18 protein-coding genes are annotated in these 21,201 nt (G+C 64.2%); 17 read left to right on the forward strand and 1 reads right to left on the reverse strand.

Annotation, left to right across the window (positions count from 1 at the left end; translation table 11 throughout):
• From gyrA to cysM, 17 genes are all read left to right on the forward strand, one after another.
• Positions 1–2,546: DNA gyrase subunit A (gyrA, locus tag ACTHN9_RS25980; protein WP_440539687.1), on the forward strand; the 2,546-nt coding region annotated here is incomplete at its 5' end.
• A 167-nt stretch (positions 2,547–2,713) separates the two neighbouring features.
• Positions 2,714–3,319 (forward strand): DUF2059 domain-containing protein, encoded by a 606-nt coding sequence (locus ACTHN9_RS25985; protein ID WP_440539763.1) that lies wholly within the window; start codon positions 2,714–2,716, stop codon positions 3,317–3,319.
• 238 nt (positions 3,320–3,557) lie between these two features.
• Positions 3,558–4,640, forward strand: a complete 1,083-nt coding sequence (serC, locus tag ACTHN9_RS25990; protein ID WP_440539688.1) for a 3-phosphoserine/phosphohydroxythreonine transaminase — start codon at positions 3,558–3,560, stop codon at positions 4,638–4,640.
• Between the two features lie 58 nt (positions 4,641–4,698).
• Positions 4,699–5,781 (forward strand): prephenate dehydratase, encoded by a 1,083-nt coding sequence (gene pheA / locus ACTHN9_RS25995; RefSeq protein ID WP_440539689.1) that lies wholly within the window; start codon positions 4,699–4,701, stop codon positions 5,779–5,781.
• Between the two features lie 130 nt (positions 5,782–5,911).
• A complete protein-coding gene (gene hisC, locus ACTHN9_RS26000) occupies positions 5,912–7,024 on the forward strand; it encodes a histidinol-phosphate transaminase (protein ID WP_440539690.1) in 1,113 nt (370 codons plus the stop codon).
• Between the two features lie 63 nt (positions 7,025–7,087).
• On the forward strand, positions 7,088–8,020 hold the full coding sequence (locus ACTHN9_RS26005; protein WP_440539691.1) for a prephenate dehydrogenase: 933 nt from the start codon (positions 7,088–7,090) through the stop codon (positions 8,018–8,020).
• Positions 8,021–8,030: 10 nt separating this feature from the next.
• The gene (aroA, locus tag ACTHN9_RS26010; RefSeq protein ID WP_440539692.1) at positions 8,031–9,335 is read left to right on the forward strand and encodes a 3-phosphoshikimate 1-carboxyvinyltransferase; all 1,305 of its coding nucleotides are present in this window, start codon (positions 8,031–8,033) and stop codon (positions 9,333–9,335) included.
• Positions 9,336–9,365: 30 nt separating this feature from the next.
• Positions 9,366–10,040: a (d)CMP kinase gene (gene cmk / locus ACTHN9_RS26015; protein WP_440539693.1), complete on the forward strand. Its 675-nt coding sequence runs from the start codon at positions 9,366–9,368 to the stop codon at positions 10,038–10,040.
• 131 nt (positions 10,041–10,171) lie between these two features.
• On the forward strand, positions 10,172–11,902 hold the full coding sequence (gene rpsA / locus ACTHN9_RS26020) for a 30S ribosomal protein S1 (protein WP_440539694.1): 1,731 nt from the start codon (positions 10,172–10,174) through the stop codon (positions 11,900–11,902).
• 23 nt (positions 11,903–11,925) lie between these two features.
• Positions 11,926–12,249, forward strand: a complete 324-nt coding sequence (locus ACTHN9_RS26025; protein WP_440539695.1) for an integration host factor subunit beta — start codon at positions 11,926–11,928, stop codon at positions 12,247–12,249.
• 451 nt (positions 12,250–12,700) lie between these two features.
• Positions 12,701–12,994, forward strand: coding sequence for a lipopolysaccharide assembly protein LapA domain-containing protein (locus ACTHN9_RS26030; protein WP_440539696.1), 294 nt, complete (start codon positions 12,701–12,703; stop codon positions 12,992–12,994).
• A 45-nt stretch (positions 12,995–13,039) separates the two neighbouring features.
• Entirely contained in the window at positions 13,040–14,221 is a 1,182-nt protein-coding gene (gene lapB, locus ACTHN9_RS26035; protein WP_440539697.1) for a lipopolysaccharide assembly protein LapB, read from the forward strand.
• Positions 14,222–14,359: 138 nt separating this feature from the next.
• Complete coding sequence (locus ACTHN9_RS26040) at positions 14,360–15,766, forward strand: UDP-glucose dehydrogenase family protein (RefSeq protein ID WP_440539698.1); 1,407 nt, start codon at positions 14,360–14,362, stop codon at positions 15,764–15,766.
• Positions 15,729–16,778, forward strand: coding sequence for a D-glycero-beta-D-manno-heptose-7-phosphate kinase (rfaE1, locus tag ACTHN9_RS26045; protein WP_440539699.1), 1,050 nt, complete (start codon positions 15,729–15,731; stop codon positions 16,776–16,778). Before ACTHN9_RS26040 ends, rfaE1 begins: the two co-directional genes overlap by 38 nt.
• Positions 16,779–16,853: 75 nt before the next feature.
• Entirely contained in the window at positions 16,854–17,846 is a 993-nt protein-coding gene (gene rfaD / locus ACTHN9_RS26050; protein WP_440539700.1) for an ADP-glyceromanno-heptose 6-epimerase, read from the forward strand.
• A 73-nt stretch (positions 17,847–17,919) separates the two neighbouring features.
• Entirely contained in the window at positions 17,920–18,318 is a 399-nt protein-coding gene (locus tag ACTHN9_RS26055; RefSeq protein WP_440539701.1) for a ComEA family DNA-binding protein, read from the forward strand.
• Positions 18,319–18,576: 258 nt separating this feature from the next.
• Positions 18,577–19,479: a cysteine synthase CysM gene (cysM, locus tag ACTHN9_RS26060; RefSeq protein ID WP_440539702.1), complete on the forward strand. Its 903-nt coding sequence runs from the start codon at positions 18,577–18,579 to the stop codon at positions 19,477–19,479.
• Between the two features lie 139 nt (positions 19,480–19,618).
• Here the strand turns inward: cysM and mltB are convergent, their stop codons facing one another.
• Positions 19,619–21,055 (reverse strand): lytic murein transglycosylase B, encoded by a 1,437-nt coding sequence (gene mltB, locus ACTHN9_RS26065; protein WP_440539703.1) that lies wholly within the window; start codon positions 21,053–21,055, stop codon positions 19,619–19,621.
• Between the last annotated feature and the right edge of the window lie 146 nt (positions 21,056–21,201).

Below are 21,201 nucleotides of genomic sequence, written 5' to 3' on the forward strand. Positions count from 1 at the left end.
TGAGCGTGATCGTGGGACGGGCGCTCCCCGATGTCCGGGACGGCCTGAAGCCGGTGCACCGCCGCGTACTGTACGCGATGCACGAGCTGAACAACGACTGGAACCGTGCCTATAAAAAGTCGGCGCGTATCGTCGGCGACGTCATCGGTAAATACCATCCCCACGGCGATACCGCGGTGTACGACACCATCGTGCGCATGGCGCAGAATTTCTCGCTGCGCTACATGCTGGTGGACGGCCAGGGCAACTTCGGTTCGATCGACGGCGACAACGCCGCCGCCATGCGATACACCGAAATCCGCATGGCCAAGATCGGCCACGAACTGCTCGCCGACATCGACAAGGAAACGGTGGATTTCGGGCCGAACTACGACGGCAGCGAAAACGAACCGCTGATCCTGCCGGCGCGTATTCCCAATCTGCTGATCAACGGTTCTTCGGGCATTGCCGTGGGGATGGCGACCAACATTCCGCCCCACAATCTGAACGAAGTCGTCGATGCCTGCCACCATCTGCTGAAAAATCCGCAGGCGAGCATCGACGAACTGATCGAGATCATCCCCGCCCCCGATTTCCCGACAGCCGGCATCATCTACGGCGTGGCCGGCGTGCGCGACGGCTATCGGACGGGACGCGGCCGCGTCGTCATGCGGGCCGCCACGCACTTCGAGGAAATCGACCGCGGCCAGCGCATGGCGATCATCGTCGACGAGCTGCCGTATCAGGTGAACAAGCGTTCGCTGCTCGAGCGTATCGCCGAACTCGTCAACGAGAAGAAGCTCGAAGGCATCTCCGATATCCGCGACGAATCGGACAAGAGCGGGATGCGCGTCGTCATCGAACTGAAGCGCGGCGAAGTGCCCGAGGTCGTGCTGAACAACCTGTACAAAGCGACCCAGCTGCAGGACACGTTCGGCATGAACATGGTTGCGCTCGTCGACGGGCAGCCCAAGCTCCTGAATTTGAAGGAGATGCTCGACGCGTTCCTCGCGCACCGGCGCGAGGTGCTGACGCGGCGCACTGTATACGAACTGCGCAAGGCGCGCGAACGCGGCCACGTGCTCGAAGGGCTGGCCGTCGCGCTCGCGAACATCGACGAATTCATCGCCATCATCAAGGCCGCGCCGACACCGCCGATCGCCAAGCAAGATTTGATGGCGCGCGCGTGGGATTCGTCGCTCGTGCGCGACATGCTGGCTCGCGCCGAGTCCGACAACGCCTCGGCCGGCGGACGCGAGGCGTATCGTCCCGAAGGGTTGAACCCGGCGTTCGGCATGCAGGGCGACGGCTTGTACAAGCTGTCCGACACGCAGGCGCAGGAAATCCTGCAAATGCGTTTGCAGCGCCTGACGGGGCTCGAGCAAGACAAGATCATCGGCGAGTACCGCGAAGTCATGGCTCAGATCGCCGATTTGCTCGATATTCTCGCGCGCCCCGAGCGCATTACGGCCATCATCGGCGACGAACTGACGGCCGTGAAAGCGGAGTTCGGCGACGCGCGCCGCTCGAAGATCGAACTGAACGCGACCGAACTCAATACCGAGGATCTGATCACGCCGCAGGACATGGTCGTGACGATGTCGCATACGGGGTACGTGAAGTCGCAGCCGCTGTCGGAATACCGTGCGCAAAAGCGCGGCGGGCGCGGCAAGCAAGCCACGCAGATGAAGGAAGACGATTGGATCGATACGCTGTTCATCGCGAACACGCACGATCACATGCTGTGCTTCTCGAATCGCGGCCGCGTCTACTGGGTCAAGGTGTACGAGGTGCCGCAAGGCTCGCGGAACTCGCGCGGCCGGCCGATCGTCAACATGTTCCCGCTCCAAGAGGGCGAGAAGATCAACGTCGTGCTGCCGGTCAAGGAGTTCTCGGCCGATAAGTTCGTGTTCATGGCGACTTCGCTCGGGACCGTCAAGAAGACGCCGCTCGAGGCTTTCAGCAGACCATTGCGCAAAGGTATCATTGCCGTCGGTCTCGACGAGGGCGATTTCCTGATCGGTGCGGCGATCACCGACGGTCAGCACGACGTCATGCTGTTCTCGGACGCCGGCAAGGCGGTGCGCTTCGACGAAAACGACGTGCGTCCGATGGGCCGCGAGGCGCGCGGCGTGCGCGGCATGCAGCTCGAAGACGGGCAGCAGGTCATCGCGATGCTCGTGGCCGGCAGCGAAACCCAAACGGTGCTGACAGCGACCGAAAACGGTTACGGCAAGCGTACGCCGATCACCGAATACACCCGGCACGGGCGCGGCACGAAGGGTATGATCGCGATCCAGACCTCCGAGCGTAACGGCAAGGTGGTGGCGGCGACCTTGGTCGACGCCGAAGATCAAATCATGCTGATCACGAACACGGGTGTGTTGATTCGCACACGTGTCGCCGAGATTCGCGAGATGGGACGGGCCACGCAGGGTGTTACACTCATCAGCCTTGACGAGGGTACGAAGCTGTCGGGCCTGCAGCAGATCGCGGAAGCCGATTCCGACGTGGACATCGACGGTGCGGCCGACGACGAAGCAGGCGAGGACGGCGGGCAGCCGTGAAGATAGATCGACTGGCGCCGTGTGGGCGCCGGTTCGACGAAAGACAACGAAGCGTGCGAGCGATCGCGAGCGTGGTGAGGGTGCCTGTCGCGGCTGAGGCCGGCGGGTGCGGCGAACCGGCGGCAACGTGTCGCGCGCGAACGATTCATTTTTTTGAGGGAGTGATGATGCAACGACGATTCAAGCAATGGATGCTGCTGGCTGCTTTCGTGCCGACTTTCGCGATGGCGCAAGCCCTCCAGAGCCAAGCGCCGGCGGCTCCGGCGGCGGCTGCCGCCGCGCCGGTGGATCCGGCCAAGCAAGCCGCGATCAAGGAGCTGCTCGATGCGATCGACGCGCAGAAGCTCGTCGGTGCGATCGCTAACAGCGCTCAGATGCAAGCGAAGCAGTACGTGCCTGAAATCCTGTCGGAAGCGCTGTCGGAGAACAAGACGCTGACCGACAAGCAAAAGCAGGCTGCGGTGCCGACGTTGCAGAAGAATGCTGTGCAAAAGCTCGTGGATTCGGCGGGTCAAGTGTTCACGACGGACGCATTCCGTAACGACGCAATGCAAGCGCAGTACGACGCCTACGCGAAATACTACTCGACGGATGAAATCAAGGATCTGACGAAGTTCTACAAGAGTTCGACGGGCCGCAAGTTCATCCAAGTGCAAGATCAGGTGGGCCGTGACGTTGTGGGCAGCCTGATGCAGAAGTATATGAAACAAGCGGTCGACGCCACCCGTGCGCAAGCCGACAAGGAAGTCGCCTCCGTCAAGCCCGGCAAGTAAAACCCGTGCGGGCCCGAGTTGCACCGGCTATCGGGTCGGCGCGCTCGGGCTGCGTGCCTGCGCCCTTACAGCGGGCCTAGGCGAGCGGTTTTCAATCGGTGGTGCGATAATGGCCGTTTGCGCGAAATGCGCGAACGGCCATTATCTATTTCTGACTTGAGTCCGGCGCATGCGTCGGCGGCGTGCGGGGGCGTTCTAGTCCGCTCACCCGTTCATCCACTTTCTCAGGGGTTTCTCGATGCGCGTGTTCAATTTCTCGGCCGGGCCCGCGGCGTTGCCCGAAGAAGTGTTGCGTCAGGCGGCCGACGAAATGCTCGATTGGCATGGCAGCGGCATGAGCGTGATGGAGATGAGCCATCGCGGGCGCGAATTCATGTCGATCCACGAGCAAGCGCTGACGGATCTGCGCGACTTGCTGCAAGCGCCGGCGAGCCACCGCGTGCTGTTTTTGCAGGGCGGCGGGCTCGGCGAAAACGCGATCGTGCCGATGAACATGCTGGGCAAACGCGACGTGGCGGATTTCGTCGTCACGGGCTCGTGGTCGCAAAAAACCCTCAAGGAAGCCGGCAAGTACTGCAAGCCGCATGTGGCCGCCTCGGGCGAGACCGCGGAAGGTTTCACGCGCGCCCCTAAGCGCGGCGAATGGCAATTGTCCGACGATCCGGCCTACGTCCATCTTTGCACGAACGAGACGATCCACGGCGTCGAGACGTTCGATATTCCGGAATTGGGCGACGTTCCGCTGGTGGCCGACGTTTCCTCGCATGTGCTGTCGCGGCCGCTCGACGTGGCCAAATTCGGCGTGATGTACGGCGGCGCGCAAAAGAACATCGGCATGGCCGGTTTGACGATCGTCGTCGTACGCGAGGATCTGCTCGACCGCGCGTTGTCGATTTGCCCGTCGGCCTTCGAATGGCGCATCGTGGCCGAGAACAATTCGATGTTCAACACGCCGCCCACGTACGCGATCTACATCGCGGGCCTCGTTTTCCAATGGCTCAAGCGCCAAGGCGGGTTGCAGGAAATCGAGGCGCGCAACCTCGAAAAGTCGAAGCTGCTTTACGACACGATCGATGCAAGCAGCTTTTATATCAACAAAGTGGAGCGCGATTCGCGTTCGCGGATGAACGTGCCGTTCTTCCTCGCGGACGAATCGCGCAACGAAGATTTCCTTGCCGGCGCGAAAGCGCGCGGGCTGATGCAGCTCAAGGGCCACAAGTCCGTCGGCGGCATGCGGGCCTCGATCTACAACGCGGTGCCGCTCGAAGGCGTCACCGCGCTCGTCGAGTACATGAAGGAATTCGAACGCACTCGCGCCTAACCGCGCGGGGCAGGGCGTGCGCGTCGCGCCGCCCGTTTTCGACACGGCCGTTTTACGCATGGACGACGAACTCAATTCAAAGCTGAAGCCGCTGCGCGACCAGATCGATGCGATCGACGCGCAGGTCATCGCGCTGCTCAATCGGCGCGCAGCGATCGCGCTCGAAGTGGGCGAGGTCAAGAAACAGTACAACGCCCCGGTCTTTAGGCCGGAGCGCGAGCAACAGGTCATTTCGCGCTTGCAGGCGCTGAGCGACGGTCCGCTCGAGGGCGATCACATCAGCGCGATCTGGCGCGAGATCATGGCGGCGAGCCGATCGCTCGAACAGCCGGTGACCGCCGCTTATCTCGGCCCGGTTGGCAGCTATACCGAAGAGGCGATGGTCGAGTACTTCGGCCATTCGATCGGGGGGCTGTCGTGCCAGTCGATCGACGAAGTGTTTCGCTCAGTCGAGGCGGGCAGTGCGCAGTTCGGTGTCGTGCCGGTGGAAAATTCGAGCGAGGGCGCCGTATCGCGCACGCTCGATTTGCTGCTTCAGTCTCAGCTGACGATCGGTGGCGAACTCGCGTTACCGATTCGACACAACTTGCTGACGCAAAGCGGCGCACTGACGGGCATCGTGCGTGTCTGCGCGCATGCGCAGGCCTTGGCGCAGTGCCAGCGCTGGCTCACGGCGCACCTGCCGCACATCGAGCGTCAAGCCGTTTCCAGCAATGCCGAGGCAGCGCGTTTGGCCTCGCTCGATCCGACCGTCGCGGCGATCGCCAGCGATCGGGCGGCGTCGTTTTACGGGCTGCAGGTCGCGAACGCGATGATTCAGGACGATCCTCACAACCGAACCCGTTTCGTGATGATCGGCCATGCGCCGGCGGGCTCCACCGGGAACGACCGAACGTCGCTAATCGTGTCGGTGAAGAACGAGCCGGGCGCCGTCTTCAAACTGCTCGAGCCGCTGGCCCGGCACGGCGTGTCGATGACGCGATTCGAGTCGCGCCCCGCGCGCGTCGGGACGTGGGAGTACTACTTCTATATCGACGTCGAAGGCCATCGCGGGGATCCGCCGGTTGCGGCCGCGCTTGCCGAACTCGAGAAGAAGGCCGCGTTCCTCAAGATTCTCGGCTCGTACCCGCGCTCGCGCTAGGGCGAGTCCCGCTCATGCTCGCGCCCTGCCAGACCCGACCGACCCGACCGACCCGGCACGCTCGACGGGCTCGATGCGCGCGTGCATCGGTCGGTCCAACGAATTCGAACAGTCCGCTTTGGAGACATTCATGACGATGCAATACGGCCCTTCCTACGTGCGGCAAATCGCCCCTTACGTCGCCGGTAAACCGATTTCGGAAGTCGCGCGCGAGTTCGGGCTCGACGAAGCGCACATCGTCAAGCTCGCGTCGAACGAGAATCCGCTCGGCGTGCCCGAGTCGGCCAAACTCGCCATGGCGCGGGCGGCCGCCGAACTCGGCCGCTATCCCGATGCGAACGCGTTCGAACTCAAGGCTGCGCTCGCCGCGCGCTACGGCGTGCCGGCCGAATGGATCACGCTCGGCAACGGCAGCAACGACATTCTCGAAATCGCTGCGCACGCCTTCGTCGAGAAGGGGCAGTCGGTCGTCTATTCGCAGTATTCGTTCGCCGTGTACGCATTGGCGACGCAAGGCCTCGGCGCGCGTGCGATCGTCGTGCCCGCGGTGAAGCACGGGCACGATCTCGATGCGATGCTGTCCGCGATCGAAGAAGACACGCGCCTGCTGTTCATCGCCAACCCGAACAATCCGACGGGCACGTTCATCGAAGGACCCGCGCTCGAAGCGTTTCTCGACAAGGTACCGAAACGCGTGGTGGTCGTGCTCGACGAGGCTTATACGGAATATCTCGCGGCCGACCGCCGCTACGATTCGATCGCCTGGGTGCGCCGTTATCCGAACCTCGTCGTGTCGCGCACGTTCTCCAAAGCCTTCGGCTTGGCCGGTTTGCGCGTCGGTTTCGCGATCGCGCAGCCCGAGTTGACCGATCTTTTGAACCGGCTGCGCCAGCCGTTCAACGTCAACACGATCGCCCAAGCCGCCGCGATTGCGGCACTTAACGACGCCGCGTTCCTCGAGAAGACGGCCGAACTCAATGCCGCGGGCTACCGTTATCTGACGCAAGCGTTCGATCGGCTCGGTCTCGAGTACGTGCCCTCGTTCGGCAATTTCGTGCTGGTGCGCGTCGGAGACGACGAGGGCGCCGGTGCGCGCGTCAATCTGGCGCTGCTGCGGCAGGGCGTGATCGTGCGTCCGGTCGGCAATTACGGGTTGCCCCAATGGCTGCGCGTCACCATTGGCCTGCCCGACGAGAACGAAACGTTCATCGCCGCACTCGAAAAATCGCTGGCGCCGGCCTGAGGGCGGCGCCGCAAACCTTGCGCGCGTTCGGTGCGCGCGCTTTTTTCCGCTTGCGAGCCAGTTTTGACCACGTTTACTTTCGACAAACTCGTGATTTTCGGCGTGGGGCTGATCGGCGGCTCGCTCGCGAGGGCCTTGCGCGAGCGGGGCGGTCCCGAGCAGCGCGCCGGGCGCATCGTCGGCGTCGGCCGTACGCGCCGCTCAGCCGAGCGCGCACTTGAATTGGGCGTCGTCGACGACGTTGCGTCGCTTGGCGACGACGGCGAGATCGCCGCCGCGCTAGCGGGCGCCGATCTCGTTGTGCTCGCCGCCCCCGTCGCACAAACCGAGCCCTTGCTCGCACGCATCGCGCCGTTGCTCGATGCGCGCACGATCGTCACCGATGCGGGCAGCACGAAATCGGACGTTGTCGCCGCCGCGCGTGCGGCGCTTGGCGAGCGTGCCGCGCAATTCGTTCCCGGCCATCCGATTGCGGGACGCGAATCGAGCGGCGTCGAAGCCGCGTTGCCCGATTTGTACGTGGGCCGCAACGTCGTCTTGTGCCCGCTGCCCGAGAATCGACCCGCCGACGTGGCCCGAATCGACGCGATGTGGTCCGTGACGGGCGCGCGCGTCAGCACGATGAGCCACGAGCAGCACGATCGCGTGTTTGCCGCGGTGAGCCATTTGCCGCACTTGCTGTCGTTCGCGCTCGTCGAGCGCATCTTGAACGCGCCCGATGCGGCGCTGAAATTTTTCTTCGCGGCCGGCGGCTTTCGCGATTTCACGCGCATCGCGGCATCGAGCCCCGAAATGTGGCGCGACGTCTGCCTGGCCAATCGATACGCGCTTGTCGAAGAGCTGGACGGCTACACGACGGTGCTGGCGCAATTGCGCGCGGCGATCGTCGCGGGCGACGGCGCGACGCTCGAGGCCGTCTTCGCACGCTCGCGCGAAGCGCGTACCCAATGGCAGGAATGCGGCGGCCGCCCAAGCGGCCCGCTGGCGCCGAAATAAAAGGACCCCCATGGACTACCTCGATCTCGGACCCTACTCGCAGGCGCAAGGCACGATCCGCTTGCCCGGCTCGAAGAGCATTTCCAACCGGGTGCTCTTGCTGGCGGCGCTGGCCGAAGGCGAGACCACGATCTCGAATCTGCTCGATTCCGACGACACCCGCGTCATGCTCGATGCCCTGGAGAAACTCGGCGTGAAGCTCGCGCGCGAGGGCGACCGGTGCGTCGTGCAAGGCACGCGCGGTGCGTTCACCGCCAAGACCGCCGACCTCTTTCTCGGGAACGCCGGCACAGCGATCCGTCCGCTGACGGCCGCGCTCGCCGTCAACGGCGGCGATTACCGCGTACACGGCGTGCCGCGCATGCACGAGCGGCCGATCGGCGATCTCGTCGACGGTCTGCGTCAAATCGGCGCGCGCATCGATTACGAAGGGAACGAAGGCTTTCCGCCCCTGCGCATCCGCGCCGGAGCGATTGCGGTCGGCGAACCGATCCGCGTGCGCGGCGACGTCTCGAGCCAGTTTCTAACGGCGCTCTTGATGACGCTGCCGCTCGTGCGCGCGCAAAGCGGCCAGATCGTCGTCGAAGTCGAGGGCGAGCTGATTTCGAAGCCGTATATCGAGATCACAATCAAGCTGATGGAGCGCTTCGGCGTGAGCGTCGAGCGCGAGGGCTGGCAGCGCTTCTCGGTGCCGGCCGGGGCGCGATATCGCTCGCCCGGCTCGATCATGGTCGAGGGCGATGCCTCGTCGGCCTCGTATTTCCTCGCGGCGGGGGCGATCGCGGGCGGGCCCGTGCGCGTCGTCGGCGTCGGGCGTGCGAGCATTCAGGGCGACGTCGGGTTCGCCGACGCACTGACGGCGATGGGGGCGAACGTCACGATGGCCGAGGATTGGATCGAGGTGCGCGGCAGCGGCCACGACCATGGCCGGCTCGAAGCGATCGATATGGATTTCAACCTCATCCCCGATGCGGCGATGACGATTGCCGTGTGCGCACTGTTCGCGCGCGGCACGACGAAGCTGCGCAACATCGGTAGCTGGCGCGTGAAGGAGACGGACCGGATTGCGGCGATGGCGGCCGAACTGCGCAAGGTCGGCGCGACGATCGAGGAGGGGGAAGACTTCCTCGTCGTGACCCCTCCCGCGAAGCTGACGCCGAATGCCGCGATCGATACCTACGACGATCACCGCATGGCGATGTGCTTCTCGCTCGTCTCGCTCGGCGGCGTGCCCGTGCGGATCAACGACCCGAAGTGCGTCGGCAAGACGTTTCCCGATTATTTCGAACGCTTTCAAACGCTCGTTCGCGCTTGAAGCGCGATTGACGCTCGACTTTTTGCTTAGATGAAACCGACTCGCCCGTTTCACCAGACCCCCGTCATCGCGATCGACGGCCCGACCGCTTCCGGCAAAGGCACGGTCGCGGCCCTCGTGGCCGCCCAGCTCGGCTTTCACCTGCTCGACAGCGGCGCGTTGTACCGGCTCGCCGCGCTGGCCAGCGTTCGCTACGGCGTCGCGCCGACCGACGAGCAGGCGCTGGCCGCGCTCGTGGGCGAGCTGCACATCACGTTTCGCGAGGGCTGCGCGCAACTCGACGGCGTCGACGTATCGAGCGAGATCCGTGCCGAGGAAATCGGCAATCGGGCCTCGGCGATCGCGGTCCACCCGGACGTGCGAGCCGCGCTGGTGGCGCGTCAGCGGGCGTTCCGCAAGGAGCCCGGGCTTGTCGCGGACGGCCGCGACATGGGCACGGTGATCTTCCCGGATGCCGTGCTGAAGGTGTTTTTGACGGCCAGCGTCGAGGCTCGCGCGGCCAGACGATATAAGCAATTGATCCAAAAAGGGTTTTCTGCTAATATGGATGACTTGCTCCGGGATTTGCGCGAGCGCGACGAACGCGATAGCAATCGCGCCGCCGCACCGCTTAAGCCCGCGGCAGACGCAAAGCGGCTCGATACTTCGGCGCTTTCGATCGACCAGGCGGTCGGCGAAGTGGTGAATTGGTATCGAGCGCGGTAGGTGCTCGAGGTACCGGTGGCGGTGCCCTGAGCGTGGGATCAACCCTTAACCCCGTATGGCGTTCGCATCAAGTCGCATCATGCCTATAAGCGCCGAGTTCGAACTCGGTCGGCACTGACACCCGCGAAGCCATGCCATTACGCATTTTTATGTCCGACCTGCAAACCTCCAACCCGAACACCGAATCTTTTGCGGCCCTTTTCGAAGAGTCGCTGACCAAGCAAGACATGCGCGCCGGCGAAGTGATCTCCGCCGAAGTCGTGCGTGTCGACCACAACTTCGTGGTCGTCAACGCGGGTCTCAAGTCCGAAGCCTACATTCCGCTCGAAGAATTCCTGAACGACGCGGGCGAGGTAGAAGTGCAGGCGGGCGACTTCGTTTCGGTCGCGATCGACGCGCTCGAAAACGGTTATGGCGACACGATCCTGTCGCGCGACAAGGCGAAGCGCCTCGCTTCGTGGCTGTCGCTGGAAAAGGCGCTCGACAACAACGAACTCGTGACCGGCACGATCACGGGCAAGGTCAAGGGCGGCATGACCGTCATGGTCAACGGCATCCGCGCGTTCCTGCCGGGTTCGCTCGTCGACACGCGTCCCGTCAAGGACACGACGCCGTACGAAGGCAAGACGCTCGAGTTCCGCGTCATCAAGCTCGACCGCAAGCGTAACAACGTCGTGCTGTCGCGCCGTGCCGTCATCGAAGCGACGCAAGGCGAAGAGCGCGCGAAGCTGCTCGAGACGCTGAAGGAAGGCGCGATCGTCAACGGCGTGGTCAAGAACATTACCGATTACGGCGCGTTCGTGGATCTGGGCGGTATCGACGGCCTGCTGCACATTACCGACATCGCATGGCGTCGCGTGCGTCACCCGAGCGAAGTCCTGTCGGTCGGCCAAGAAGTCACGGCCAAGATCCTCAAGTTCGACCAAGAGAAGAACCGCGTTTCGCTCGGCATCAAGCAACTGGGCGACGATCCGTGGGAAGGCATCTCGCGCCGCTACCCGTCGGGCACGCGTCTGTTCTGCAAGGTCACGAACATGACCGATTACGGCGCGTTCGTCGAAGTCGAGTCGGGCATCGAAGGTCTGGTGCACGTGTCGGAAATGGACTGGACGAACAAGAACGTCGCACCGTCGAAGGTCGTTCAGCTCGGCGACGAAGTCGAAGTCATGGTGCTCGAGATCGACGAAGACCGTCGTCGTATCAGCCTCGGCATGAAGCAGTGCAAGCCGAATCCGTGGGACGACTTCAGCCGCAACTTCAAGAAGGGCGACAAGATCACGGGCGCGATCAAGTCGATCACCGACTTCGGCGTGTTCATCGGTCTGCCCGGCGGCATCGACGGCCTGGTCCACCTGTCGGATCTGTCGTGGAGCGAGACGGGCGAGGAAGCCGTTCGCAAGTACAAGAAGGGCGACGAAGTGGAAGCGGTCGTGCTCGGCATCGACGTCGAGAAGGAACGCATTTCGCTCGGCATCAAGCAGCTCGAAGGCGACCCGTTCAGCAACTTCGTTGCACTGAACGACAAGGGTTCGATCGTCGACGGCGTGGTGAAGGCAGTGGACGCCAAGGGTGCGGTCGTGACGCTGACGGCGGATGTCGAAGGCTACCTGCGTGCTTCGGAAATCGCGCAAGACCGCGTGGAAGATGCTCGCAACGTGCTGAAGGAAGGCGACAAGGTCAACGCGATGATCATCAACATCGATCGCAAGTCGCGTGGGATCAACCTGTCGATCAAGGCCAAGGATTCGGCCGAGCAGCAAGAAGCGATGCGCGGCCTCGCGGCCGACACGAACTCGGCGGCTTCGGGTACGACGAACCTTGGCGCGCTGCTCAAGGCCAAGCTCGACGGCCAGAATCAGTAAGCCTTTGAGAGGTCTGCCGCAGTATGACCAAATCGGAATTGGTCGCCCAGTTGGCAACGCGATTTCCGCAACTTGTTCTCAAGGATGCGGATTTCGCGGTCAAGACGATGCTCGATGCGATGTCCGAGGCGTTGGCCAGAGGGCATCGCATTGAAATTCGCGGCTTCGGCAGCTTCGGTTTGAACCGCCGCCCATCCCGCGTCGGGCGTAATCCGAAATCGGGGGAGAAGGTGCTCGTGCCCGAAAAGCACGTGCCGCACTTCAAGCCCGGCAAGGAATTGCGCGAGCGGGTGGATGGACGGGCCGGCGAGCCCCTGGCCGTCGACCGTACCGACGACGATCTCTGACGTGACGCGGTGCGCTCTTTCCGGAGGGTGCTGCGTGCAGCGGATTTCTATCGGTAGCGTCGTCTCGATGCCAATGCCGATGCCGAGTGTCGGCAAGCACGTTTGAAAAAAAAGCGCCTTCGGGCGCTTTTTTGTTTGATCGAGCCCCGAGCCCGAGCCCGAGCCCGAGTGCGAGTGCGAGTGCGAGTGCGAGTGCGAGTGCGAGTGCGATCTGCGCCCCGACGGGGCAGCGGGGCCGGTACGCGCAGCAGTTCGAGCGTCAGCCAGGGCAACCCGGCCCGCCAGCCCAGCTACCACGGCACGAACCATGCATCGGCTGCACGCAGCGCGCCGGTGCCTGGGCCTGCCCGGCATCCTTTCCATTACAATACGGGCACTTTTGTTCGGGCGCCATTGCGTCGGGCGCCCTGCGCCTGGATCGAGAACCGCAGTTGCCGTCGAGAGAGCCTTTATGAAATTTATCGTCTGGTTGATCCGTGTGCTCGTGTTCGTGGTGTTGCTCGTTCTCGCGCTCGCCAACACGCAAAGCGCCACGGTGAACTTCGCCGGATATGCCTGGCAAGCGCCGCTGATTCTGATCGGCTTGGCCTTTTTTGCGGTGGGGCTGTTCGCGGGCCTGATTTCGGCGTTGCCGCCCGTGGTCCGGCTTAAACTCGAGAACGGCCGCTTGAGGCGCGAGTTGCGTGCCACGCGCGAGGAGACGCCGCCCGTCGTCGTCGAGCCGCCGATGCCGCCCGTTATTTGAGCGCCGCTGCGCGTTCATTTTTATTCCCGCTTTTCCGGCCTTCGCATGGATCTCGATTTTTGGTGGCTGCTCGCCGTGCCCGTCGCGTTCGCGCTCGGGTGGATGGCGTCGCGCTACGATTTGAAAGCGCTGCTGTCCGAGAGCGCCAACCTCCCGCGCTCGTACTTTCGCGGCTTGAATTTCCTGCTGAACGAGCAGCCCGATCAGGCGATCGATGCGTTCATCGAAGTCGTCAAGCTCGACCCGGAAACGATCGAGCTGCACTTCGCGCTCGGCAATCTGTTTCGCCGGCGCGGCGAAACGGATCGCGCGATCCGCATTCATCAAAATCTGCTGAGCCGCGCCGATCTGCCGGCGAGCGAGCGCGATCATGCGCTGTTCGAACTCGGTCAGGATTTTCTGAAAGCGGGGCTGCTCGATCGCGCGGAAGAAACGCTCGGCCGGCTCGACGCGGGCGAGTACGCGCGCGACGCGCAACGCGCGCTGTTGACGATCTACGAGATCGAGAAAGAGTGGATCAAAGCGATCGACGCAGCCGGCCGGCTCGAAACGATGGGGGCCGATTCGCTGGCCAAAGAGCGCGCTCAGTTTCATTGCGAACTCGCGCAAGAGGCGCTGCAGCGTAAGGACGCGGTCGAGGCGGCTACGCAACTCGAATCCGCCCTGCAAGACAACCCGAACAATGTCCGCGCCACGATCTTGGCGGGCGACGTCGCCGCCGCGCGCGGCGATCACGCGGCGGCCATCGCGGCCTGGCAGCGCGTCGAATCGCAGAATCCGTCTTACTTGCCGCTCGTGGCCGAAAAACTGATGAAGGCGTACGGCGCGCTCTCGCGTGCTCAGGAAGGCGCGGCGCTGCTTACCGGGTACGTCGAACGATACGGTACGAGCGATCTGCTCGATCTCGCCTATCCGCATGTCGCCCAACTCTGCGGGGCCGACGCGGCCCATGGGCTGGCCCGTGCGCAAATGCGGGCGGCGCCGAATCTGGCCGGCATGACGCGCCTGCTCGACGCGCAGATCGAAGCGGCCGAGGAGCCGCGTCGCGGCGAACTCGAACTCATGCGGACGCTGATCAAGCAGCGCACCAAAAATTTGCCACGGTACACATGCCAAAATTGCGGTTTCCGGGCGCGGCTGTTCTATTGGCAATGCCCGGGCTGTAGCGGCTGGGAAACGTATGCCCCGCGCCGCGTCGAGCCGATCGCGGCGGTACAACAGGCTTGACGCGTCGTGTCGCCGCCCGTCGTGCGGCGGGCGTGCAAGGCTTCATGGATTCTTCGGCCCAGCGGCGCGCGAGCGGCACGTGTAGGCGCCAGCGGCCGAGCGCCGGCTCATGGGCCGGCACCAACTAGTGGAACGCGTATGAAAATCACCATCATCGGCACCGGCTACGTCGGCCTCGTCACGGGCGCATGCCTGGCGGAAATCGGCAACGACGTGTTTTGCCTCGACGTCGATCCGCGCAAGATCGATATCCTGAACAGCGGCGGCGTACCGATTCACGAACCGGGCCTGCAAGAGATGATCGCGCGCACGCGCGCGCACGGCCGGATCACGTTCTCGACCGACGTGAAAGCGAGCGTCGAGCACGGCGACATCCAATTCATCGCGGTGGGGACGCCGCCGGACGAAGACGGGTCCGCCGACCTGCAATACGTCTTGGAAGCCGCGCGCAACATCGGCCGCTACTCGAACGGCTTTAAGGTAGTCGTCGATAAATCGACGGTGCCGGTCGGCACCGCGGAGCGCGTACGCGGCGTGATCGCCGCGGAGCTTGGTGCTCGCGGGCTGGGCGGCAGCGCCGCGCATCGTTTTTCCGTCGTCTCGAACCCGGAGTTTCTGAAGGAAGGGGCCGCCGTCGACGATTTCATGCGGCCGGACCGCATCGTGATCGGCATCGACGACGACGAAGCGGGAACGCTCGCGCGCGAGAAGATGAAGCGCCTGTACGCGCCGTTCAACCGCAACCACGAACGCACGCTCTATATGGACGTGCGCTCGGCCGAATTCACGAAGTATGCGGCCAATGCGATGCTGGCGACGCGCATCTCGTTCATGAACGAAATGTCGAACTTGGCCGATCGCGTGGGCGCCGATATCGAGCAGGTGCGCCGCGGTATCGGTTCCGATCCGCGTATCGGCTACCACTTTCTCTATGCGGGCGTCGGCTACGGCGGCTCGTGCTTTCCGAAGGACGTGCAGGCGCTCGTGCGCACCGCCGGCGAGAACGGGCACAACCTGCGCATTCTCGAGGCCGTCGAAGCGGTCAATCACGAGCAAAAGGAAGTGCTCGTCGATAAGATCGTCGGCCGTTTGGGCGAGAATCTGACGGGTCGCACATTCGCGGTCTGGGGGCTTGCGTTCAAACCGAACACGGACGATATGCGCGAAGCGCCGAGCCGGCGGTTGATCGCCGCGCTGCTGGCGCGCGGGGCGAGCGTGCGCGCTTACGACCCGGTGGCGATCGAGGAGGCGCGACGCGTGTTCGCGCTCGATTTGGCCGACGCGCCCGACGCGATGGCGCGGCTGGCCTTCGTGACGAAGCAAGACGAGACGCTCGTCGGCGCCGATGCGCTCGTGATCGTCACCGAATGGAAGGAATTCAAGAGCCCCGATTTCACGCATTTGAAGTCGGTGCTCAAAGCGCCGGTGATCTTCGACGGCCGCAATCTTTACGAACCTTTGGCGATGGCCGAACTCGGCATCGACTACTACGCAATCGGGCGCCCTTATGTCCAACTCGCTCCCACGACCGATGCACGCCGCTGAATCGGCGAAAGACCCGGCCGCGCGTGACGGTAGCAGCGCGCCGCGGCAGGTGGACGTTGCGGGCGGTCCGCACGTGGCGCGCGAGCGGCTCGGCGAGGCGCGCGTGCTGATCGTCGGCGACGTAATGCTCGATCGCTACTGGTTCGGCGACGTGAACCGCATTTCACCCGAAGCGCCGGTGCCGGTCGTGCACGTGCAGCGGCAGGAAGACCGGCTCGGCGGCGCCGCGAACGTCGCGCGCAACGCGGCCGCGCTGGGCGCGAAGGCGGGGCTGCTGTGCGTGGTCGGGGGCGACGAGCCGGGCGAGCGGATCGTCGATCTGCTCAAGGATAGCGGCGTGGCAACGCATCTGGAGCGCGATCCCGAACTGTCGACCACCATTAAGCTGCGCGTGCTCTCCCGTCAGCAGCAATTGCTGCGCGTCGACTTCGAGAACATGCCGGCGCACGAGGCGTTGCTCGCGGGCCTCGCGCGCTTCGATGCCTTGCTTGCCTCGCATGACGTGATCTTGATGTCGGACTACGCCAAAGGCGGTCTCACGCATGTCACGCAGATGATCGCGAAGGCCCGCGCCGCCGGCAAGCCGGTGCTCGTCGATCCGAAGGGCGACGACTGGGAGCGTTATCGCGGCGCCACGTTGATCACACCGAATCGGGCCGAATTGCGCGAAGTGGTGGGGCAGTGGAAGTCGGAAGAGGACTTGCGTGCGCGTGTGGATGCGCTGCGTGCCTCGCTCGAAATCGATGCGCTTTTGCTGACGCGTTCCGAGGAGGGCATGACGCTGTTTACGGCCGATGGCGAGGTGTTGACCGCGCCGGCCGTCGCGCGCGAAGTGTACGACGTCTCGGGCGCCGGCGACACCGTCATCGCGACGCTGGCCGTCATGCTCGCCGCCAAATTGCCGCTCGTGGATGCCGTCGCGTTGGCGAACCGCGCTGCGGGTATCGTCGTCGGAAAGCTCGGGACGGCCACCGTCGATTACGACGAGCTGTTCCCGCCGCAAGCACGCTAGCCGGTAGCCGAGCCCCGGCGCTTGGCGCCGGCATCCGCTGCCTTTCCTCGTTATCGAACCACCGCTACCACGATCATGACTCTCATCGTCACCGGCGCCGCCGGCTTCGTCGGCGCCAATCTCGTCAAAGCGCTCAATGCGCGGGGCGAAACGCGCATCGTTGCCGTCGACAACCTCACGCGCGCCGATAAGTTCAAGAACCTCGTCGATTGCGAGATCGACGATTACCTCGATAAAACGGAGTTCGTCGAACGGTTCGCGCGCGGCGATTTCGGCAAGGTCCGGGCCGTTTTTCATGAGGGCGCCTGCTCGGATACGATGGAAACCGACGGCCGCTACATGATGGAGAACAACTTCCGCTATAGCCGTGCCGTGCTCGACGCGTGCCTGGCGCAGGGGGCGCAGTTTCTCTACGCTTCATCGGCGGCGATCTATGGCGGCTCGACCCGCTTCGTGGAAGAGCGCGAGGTGGAGGCGCCGCTGAACGTCTACGGCTACTCGAAATTTCTGTTCGATCAGATCGTTCGCCGTGTCTTGCCGAGCGCGAAGAGCCAGATCGTGGGCTTCCGCTATTTCAACGTGTACGGGCCGCGCGAGGCGCACAAGGGCCGCATGGCGTCCGTCGCGTTCCACAACTTCAATCAGTTTCGCGCCGAGGGCAAGGTCAAGCTGTTCGGCGAGTACAACGGCTATGCGGCGGGCGAGCAGACGCGCGATTTCGTGTCGGTCGAGGATGTCGCGAACGTGAATTTGTTCTTCTTCGATCACCCGGAGAAGTCGGGCATCTTCAACCTTGGGACCGGCCGCGCGCAACCGTTCAACGACATTGCCACGTCTGTCGTCAACACGCTGCGCGCGCTGGAGAATCAGCCCGCGCTGTCGCTGGCCGAGATGGTTCAGCGCGGGCTCATCGAGTACGTTCCGTTCCCCGATGCGCTGCGCGGCAAGTACCAGTGCTTCACGCAAGCCGATCCGGCCCGTCTGCGCGCGGCCGGCTACGATGCGCCGTTCCTGACGGTGCAAGAGGGCGTGGATCGCTACGTGCGTTGGCTATCCGGCCAACTGTAACGCGCAGCGCGCAATTCGTAGACTAAGGCCTCACGGTCGGCACCCGCCGGCCGGCGCAGCGTCAGGAGGCCTCATGTTCAAGCGTTTTCTCTCGTTCGCGGTGGCATGCGCTGCCGCGTGCCCGTTTCTATTCGCTCACGCCGTTCATCTTCGTGTCGACGTCAATACCGCCGACGAGGCGGCATTGCGCGCCGTGAAGGGCATTGGGCCGGCCCGAGCCAAGGCGATTGTCGACGAACGCGCCGCCGGCGGCCCCTTCAAGGATGCGGACGATCTCGGTCATCGCGTGAAAGGCCTGGGCGGACAGGCGGTCGAGCGATTGCGTACCGAGGGGCTGACGTTGGGCCTCGGCCGGGAGCGATCGGCCGCACCGCGATCCATGGATGAGCGCACGACTCGCGCGGCGCGCATTGTCGAGGATGGTTTCGCGTATGGTTTCCGTCCACGGGCCATGGGGCTCGGGCACGCCTAGTTCGTCGAGCCCCTCGTTTCGCGGCTCACGCCAGGCTCCTTCGGCCGTCATGTTCGATCGACGGTTTCCCGCGATCTGTCGCGGGTTTTTTCGTTGAACGGAGCCGGCGCAGTAGCGTCGGTCGCGTCCGTGGAGCTGCGTAGCGGCTGCTTTGTCCGCATGGGCCGAAAGACCCTACGGCGCGATGGGCGCCTCGGTGTTTTACAATCGAACCCATTCATATCTGCTCAAGACAACGGCGCGCCGCGCGCATTACACATGCCCTACAAAACCATCGAAGACACGATCGGCAATACGCCGCTCGTCCAACTCGTCCGTGTGGCCGACGATGACATCCGCAGCCGGAACAACGTCGTCCTCGCCAAGCTCGAAGGCAACAATCCCGCCGGCTCGGTGAAAGATCGGCCGGCGCTATCGATGATCAAGAAGGCGGAGGCGCGCGGGCGGATCAAGCCGGGCGATACGCTGATCGAGGCGACGAGCGGCAATACCGGCATCGCGCTCGCGATGGCCGCCGCGATTCGCGGCTACAAGATGGTGTTGCTGTTGCCGGAGGATTTGTCGGTCGAACGGCGGCAAAGCATGGCCGCCTACGGGGCGGAAATCGTGCTCACGCCCGTCAAGGGCGGGATGGAGTACGCCCGCGATCTGGCCGAGCAGATGCAGCGCGACGGCCGCGGCATCATCCTCGATCAATTCGCGAACCCGGACAATCCGGTCGCGCACTACGAAGGCACCGGCCCCGAGATCTGGCGCGATACAGAGGGGCGGGTGACGCACTTCGTATCGTCGATGGGGACGACCGGCACGATCATGGGGACGTCGCGCTATCTGAAAGAGCAAAACGCGGCGATCGAAATCATCGGCGCCCAGCCTGAGGACGGTTCGCGTATCCCGGGCATCCGCAAGTGGCCCGAAGCCTACATGCCGAAGATATTCGATCGCGCACGCGTCGATCGTACCGAAAACGTCTCGCAGGCTGCGGCGGAAGCGATGGCGCGTCGCTTGGCGGCGGTCGAAGGCATCTTTTGCGGGATCTCGTCGGGCGGTGCTTGCGAGGTGGCATTGCGCATCGCGCGCCAAGTCGAGAACGCGACGATCGTGTTCATCGTCTGCGATCGCGGCGATCGCTATCTATCGACGGGCGTGTTTCCTGCCTAACACCACGCCATGTCGGTGCGCCGGCCGGCAACCGCGGGTAGCGATTGCGCCGATGAGCGCGAGACCGAATTCGTAGCGCGCTCTCTTCGAGTGGCGGACGTGCCGCCAGCTGTGCGGCACGCCCCGTCGAGCCGAGCGCTTACTGCGGTTGTTGCGGCGCCGGTGCAGGCATGGGTACGGGCGGCTGTGTCGGCGCAGGTGCAGGTGCCGGTGCCGGTGCTTGTGCAGGGGCTGATGTCGACGCCGGTGCCGATGCTGGCACCGAGGGCTCGGCCGCCGCGGGTTCCCCTAGCAATGCCGCGGGCGACGGCGCCGAAGCCGGCGCGGGTACCACTGCCGGTGCGCTTGTCGAACCGGTCGCCCGCGTGCTGCCATCTTCCGCGTCGATGCGCGCTTTCACGCGTTGGCCGAGTTCGTACACCGCGAGGGCATAGAAGAAGCTGCGGTTGTAGCGCGTGAGCACGTAGAAGTTTTGCAGTCCCAGCATGTACTGGGTGGCCTGTCCCGGCGTCGGCAAGTCGATGACGGTGACCGGCGTGCTGTCTTCGGATGCCAGATCGAGCCCCGGCTCGTCGAGCGTCATGCCCGCTCGCAGCAACTGCGCGAGCGGCCAGTGCGGCTCCGGTTGTCCGTCGGCGGCCGCCTGTGCGATGCCGAGGCTGCCCGCGTCCGATCCAATGTGCCAAACGACCGGGCGCCCAGTTTCCCAACCGTTCTGCGCGAGGTAGTTCGCCACGCTGCCGATTGCATCGGCCGGGCTCGAGCGCAAGTCGATGTGCCGGTTGCCTTCGTAATCGACGGCATACTTGACGATGCTACTGGGCAGAAATTGCGGAATGCCGATCGCACCGGTATACGAGCCGAGCACCGTCGCGGGATCGATTTGCGCGTCGCGCGTCCAAACGAGGTAGTCCTCAAGGTTCTTGCGGAACGTCATCTCGCGATCGGCGCGATTCGGCGTGTTCGGATAGTCGAATGCGAGCGTCGTCAGCGCGTCCAGCACGCGGAAATTGCCCATGTAGTGCCCGTACATCGTCTCGACGCCGATGATGCCGATGACGACTTCCGGCGGCACGCCGAACTGCTCGTAGGCGCGTTGCAACGTGGCGCGGTTCTCGCGCCAGAACTTCGCGCCTGCGTTGATGCGCACGGGATCGAGGAATCGCGCCTGGTACGTGCGCCAGTTCTTCACGAATGCCTTGGGTGCCGGCGTGACGAGCTTGACCGCCGTCTGCGAGTAATTGACGCCGGCAAAGAGGGCATGCAGCGCCTTCGGGTCGAAATCGTAGCGCGCGACCATGTCGTCGATGAATGCGTTGACGTCCGCGTTGTCGGCGTAGCGCTGCGGGATGATTTCTTCCTCGAACGTCGATCCCGACTGTGCCGATTGTCCGGATTGGGCCGGTTGCGTTGCCTGGTTCTGCGCGATACGGGCGGCGTGCTTGGCGGGCTTGGAAGCCGGCGGGCGGTTTTGCGCGCAAGCGTTCTGCCAGGAAGCGGCGGCGCCGAGCGCCAAGGCGACGAGCACGGCGAGGCGTCGCGCTCTTGCTGCGGGTGAAGCGTGTTGTCCGGTCATAGGAAGGCGAGGGCAAGGGTTCGGCGCAGTATAACGAACGGCCGCGCGTGGCGGAACCGTCGCGAAGCGATTGTCGCGCCGCGAGCTGGGGCACGACGTGCTTCGCCCCACATCGCAGGCACCGGCTCGCGCTATGCCCGGCGCAA

This window comes from Trinickia sp. (assembly GCF_051953405.1).
Taxonomy (GTDB): Bacteria; Pseudomonadota; Gammaproteobacteria; order Burkholderiales; family Burkholderiaceae; genus Trinickia.

Bases quoted from the DNA above. Each gene is read 5' to 3' on its own strand.
- pheA (WP_440539689.1), top strand. From the start codon at position 4,699: ATGGACGACGAACTCAATTCAAAGCTGAAGCCGCTGCGCGACCAGATC.
- ACTHN9_RS26025 (WP_440539695.1), top strand. From the start codon at position 11,926: ATGACCAAATCGGAATTGGTCGCCCAGTTGGCAACGCGATTTCCGCAA.
- ACTHN9_RS26055 (WP_440539701.1), top strand. From the start codon at position 17,920: ATGTTCAAGCGTTTTCTCTCGTTCGCGGTGGCATGCGCTGCCGCGTGC.
- lapB (WP_440539697.1), top strand. From the start codon at position 13,040: ATGGATCTCGATTTTTGGTGGCTGCTCGCCGTGCCCGTCGCGTTCGCG.
- cysM (WP_440539702.1), top strand. From the start codon at position 18,577: ATGCCCTACAAAACCATCGAAGACACGATCGGCAATACGCCGCTCGTC.
- rpsA (WP_440539694.1), top strand. From the start codon at position 10,172: ATGCCATTACGCATTTTTATGTCCGACCTGCAAACCTCCAACCCGAAC.
- serC (WP_440539688.1), top strand. From the start codon at position 3,558: ATGCGCGTGTTCAATTTCTCGGCCGGGCCCGCGGCGTTGCCCGAAGAA.
- ACTHN9_RS26040 (WP_440539698.1), top strand. From the start codon at position 14,360: ATGAAAATCACCATCATCGGCACCGGCTACGTCGGCCTCGTCACGGGC.
- ACTHN9_RS26030 (WP_440539696.1), top strand. From the start codon at position 12,701: ATGAAATTTATCGTCTGGTTGATCCGTGTGCTCGTGTTCGTGGTGTTG.
- rfaD (WP_440539700.1), top strand. From the start codon at position 16,854: ATGACTCTCATCGTCACCGGCGCCGCCGGCTTCGTCGGCGCCAATCTC.
- hisC (WP_440539690.1), top strand. From the start codon at position 5,912: ATGACGATGCAATACGGCCCTTCCTACGTGCGGCAAATCGCCCCTTAC.
- ACTHN9_RS25985 (WP_440539763.1), top strand. From the start codon at position 2,714: ATGCAACGACGATTCAAGCAATGGATGCTGCTGGCTGCTTTCGTGCCG.
- rfaE1 (WP_440539699.1), top strand. From the start codon at position 15,729: ATGTCCAACTCGCTCCCACGACCGATGCACGCCGCTGAATCGGCGAAA.
- cmk (WP_440539693.1), top strand. From the start codon at position 9,366: ATGAAACCGACTCGCCCGTTTCACCAGACCCCCGTCATCGCGATCGAC.
- mltB (WP_440539703.1), bottom strand. From the start codon at position 21,055: ATGACCGGACAACACGCTTCACCCGCAGCAAGAGCGCGACGCCTCGCC.
- aroA (WP_440539692.1), top strand. From the start codon at position 8,031: ATGGACTACCTCGATCTCGGACCCTACTCGCAGGCGCAAGGCACGATC.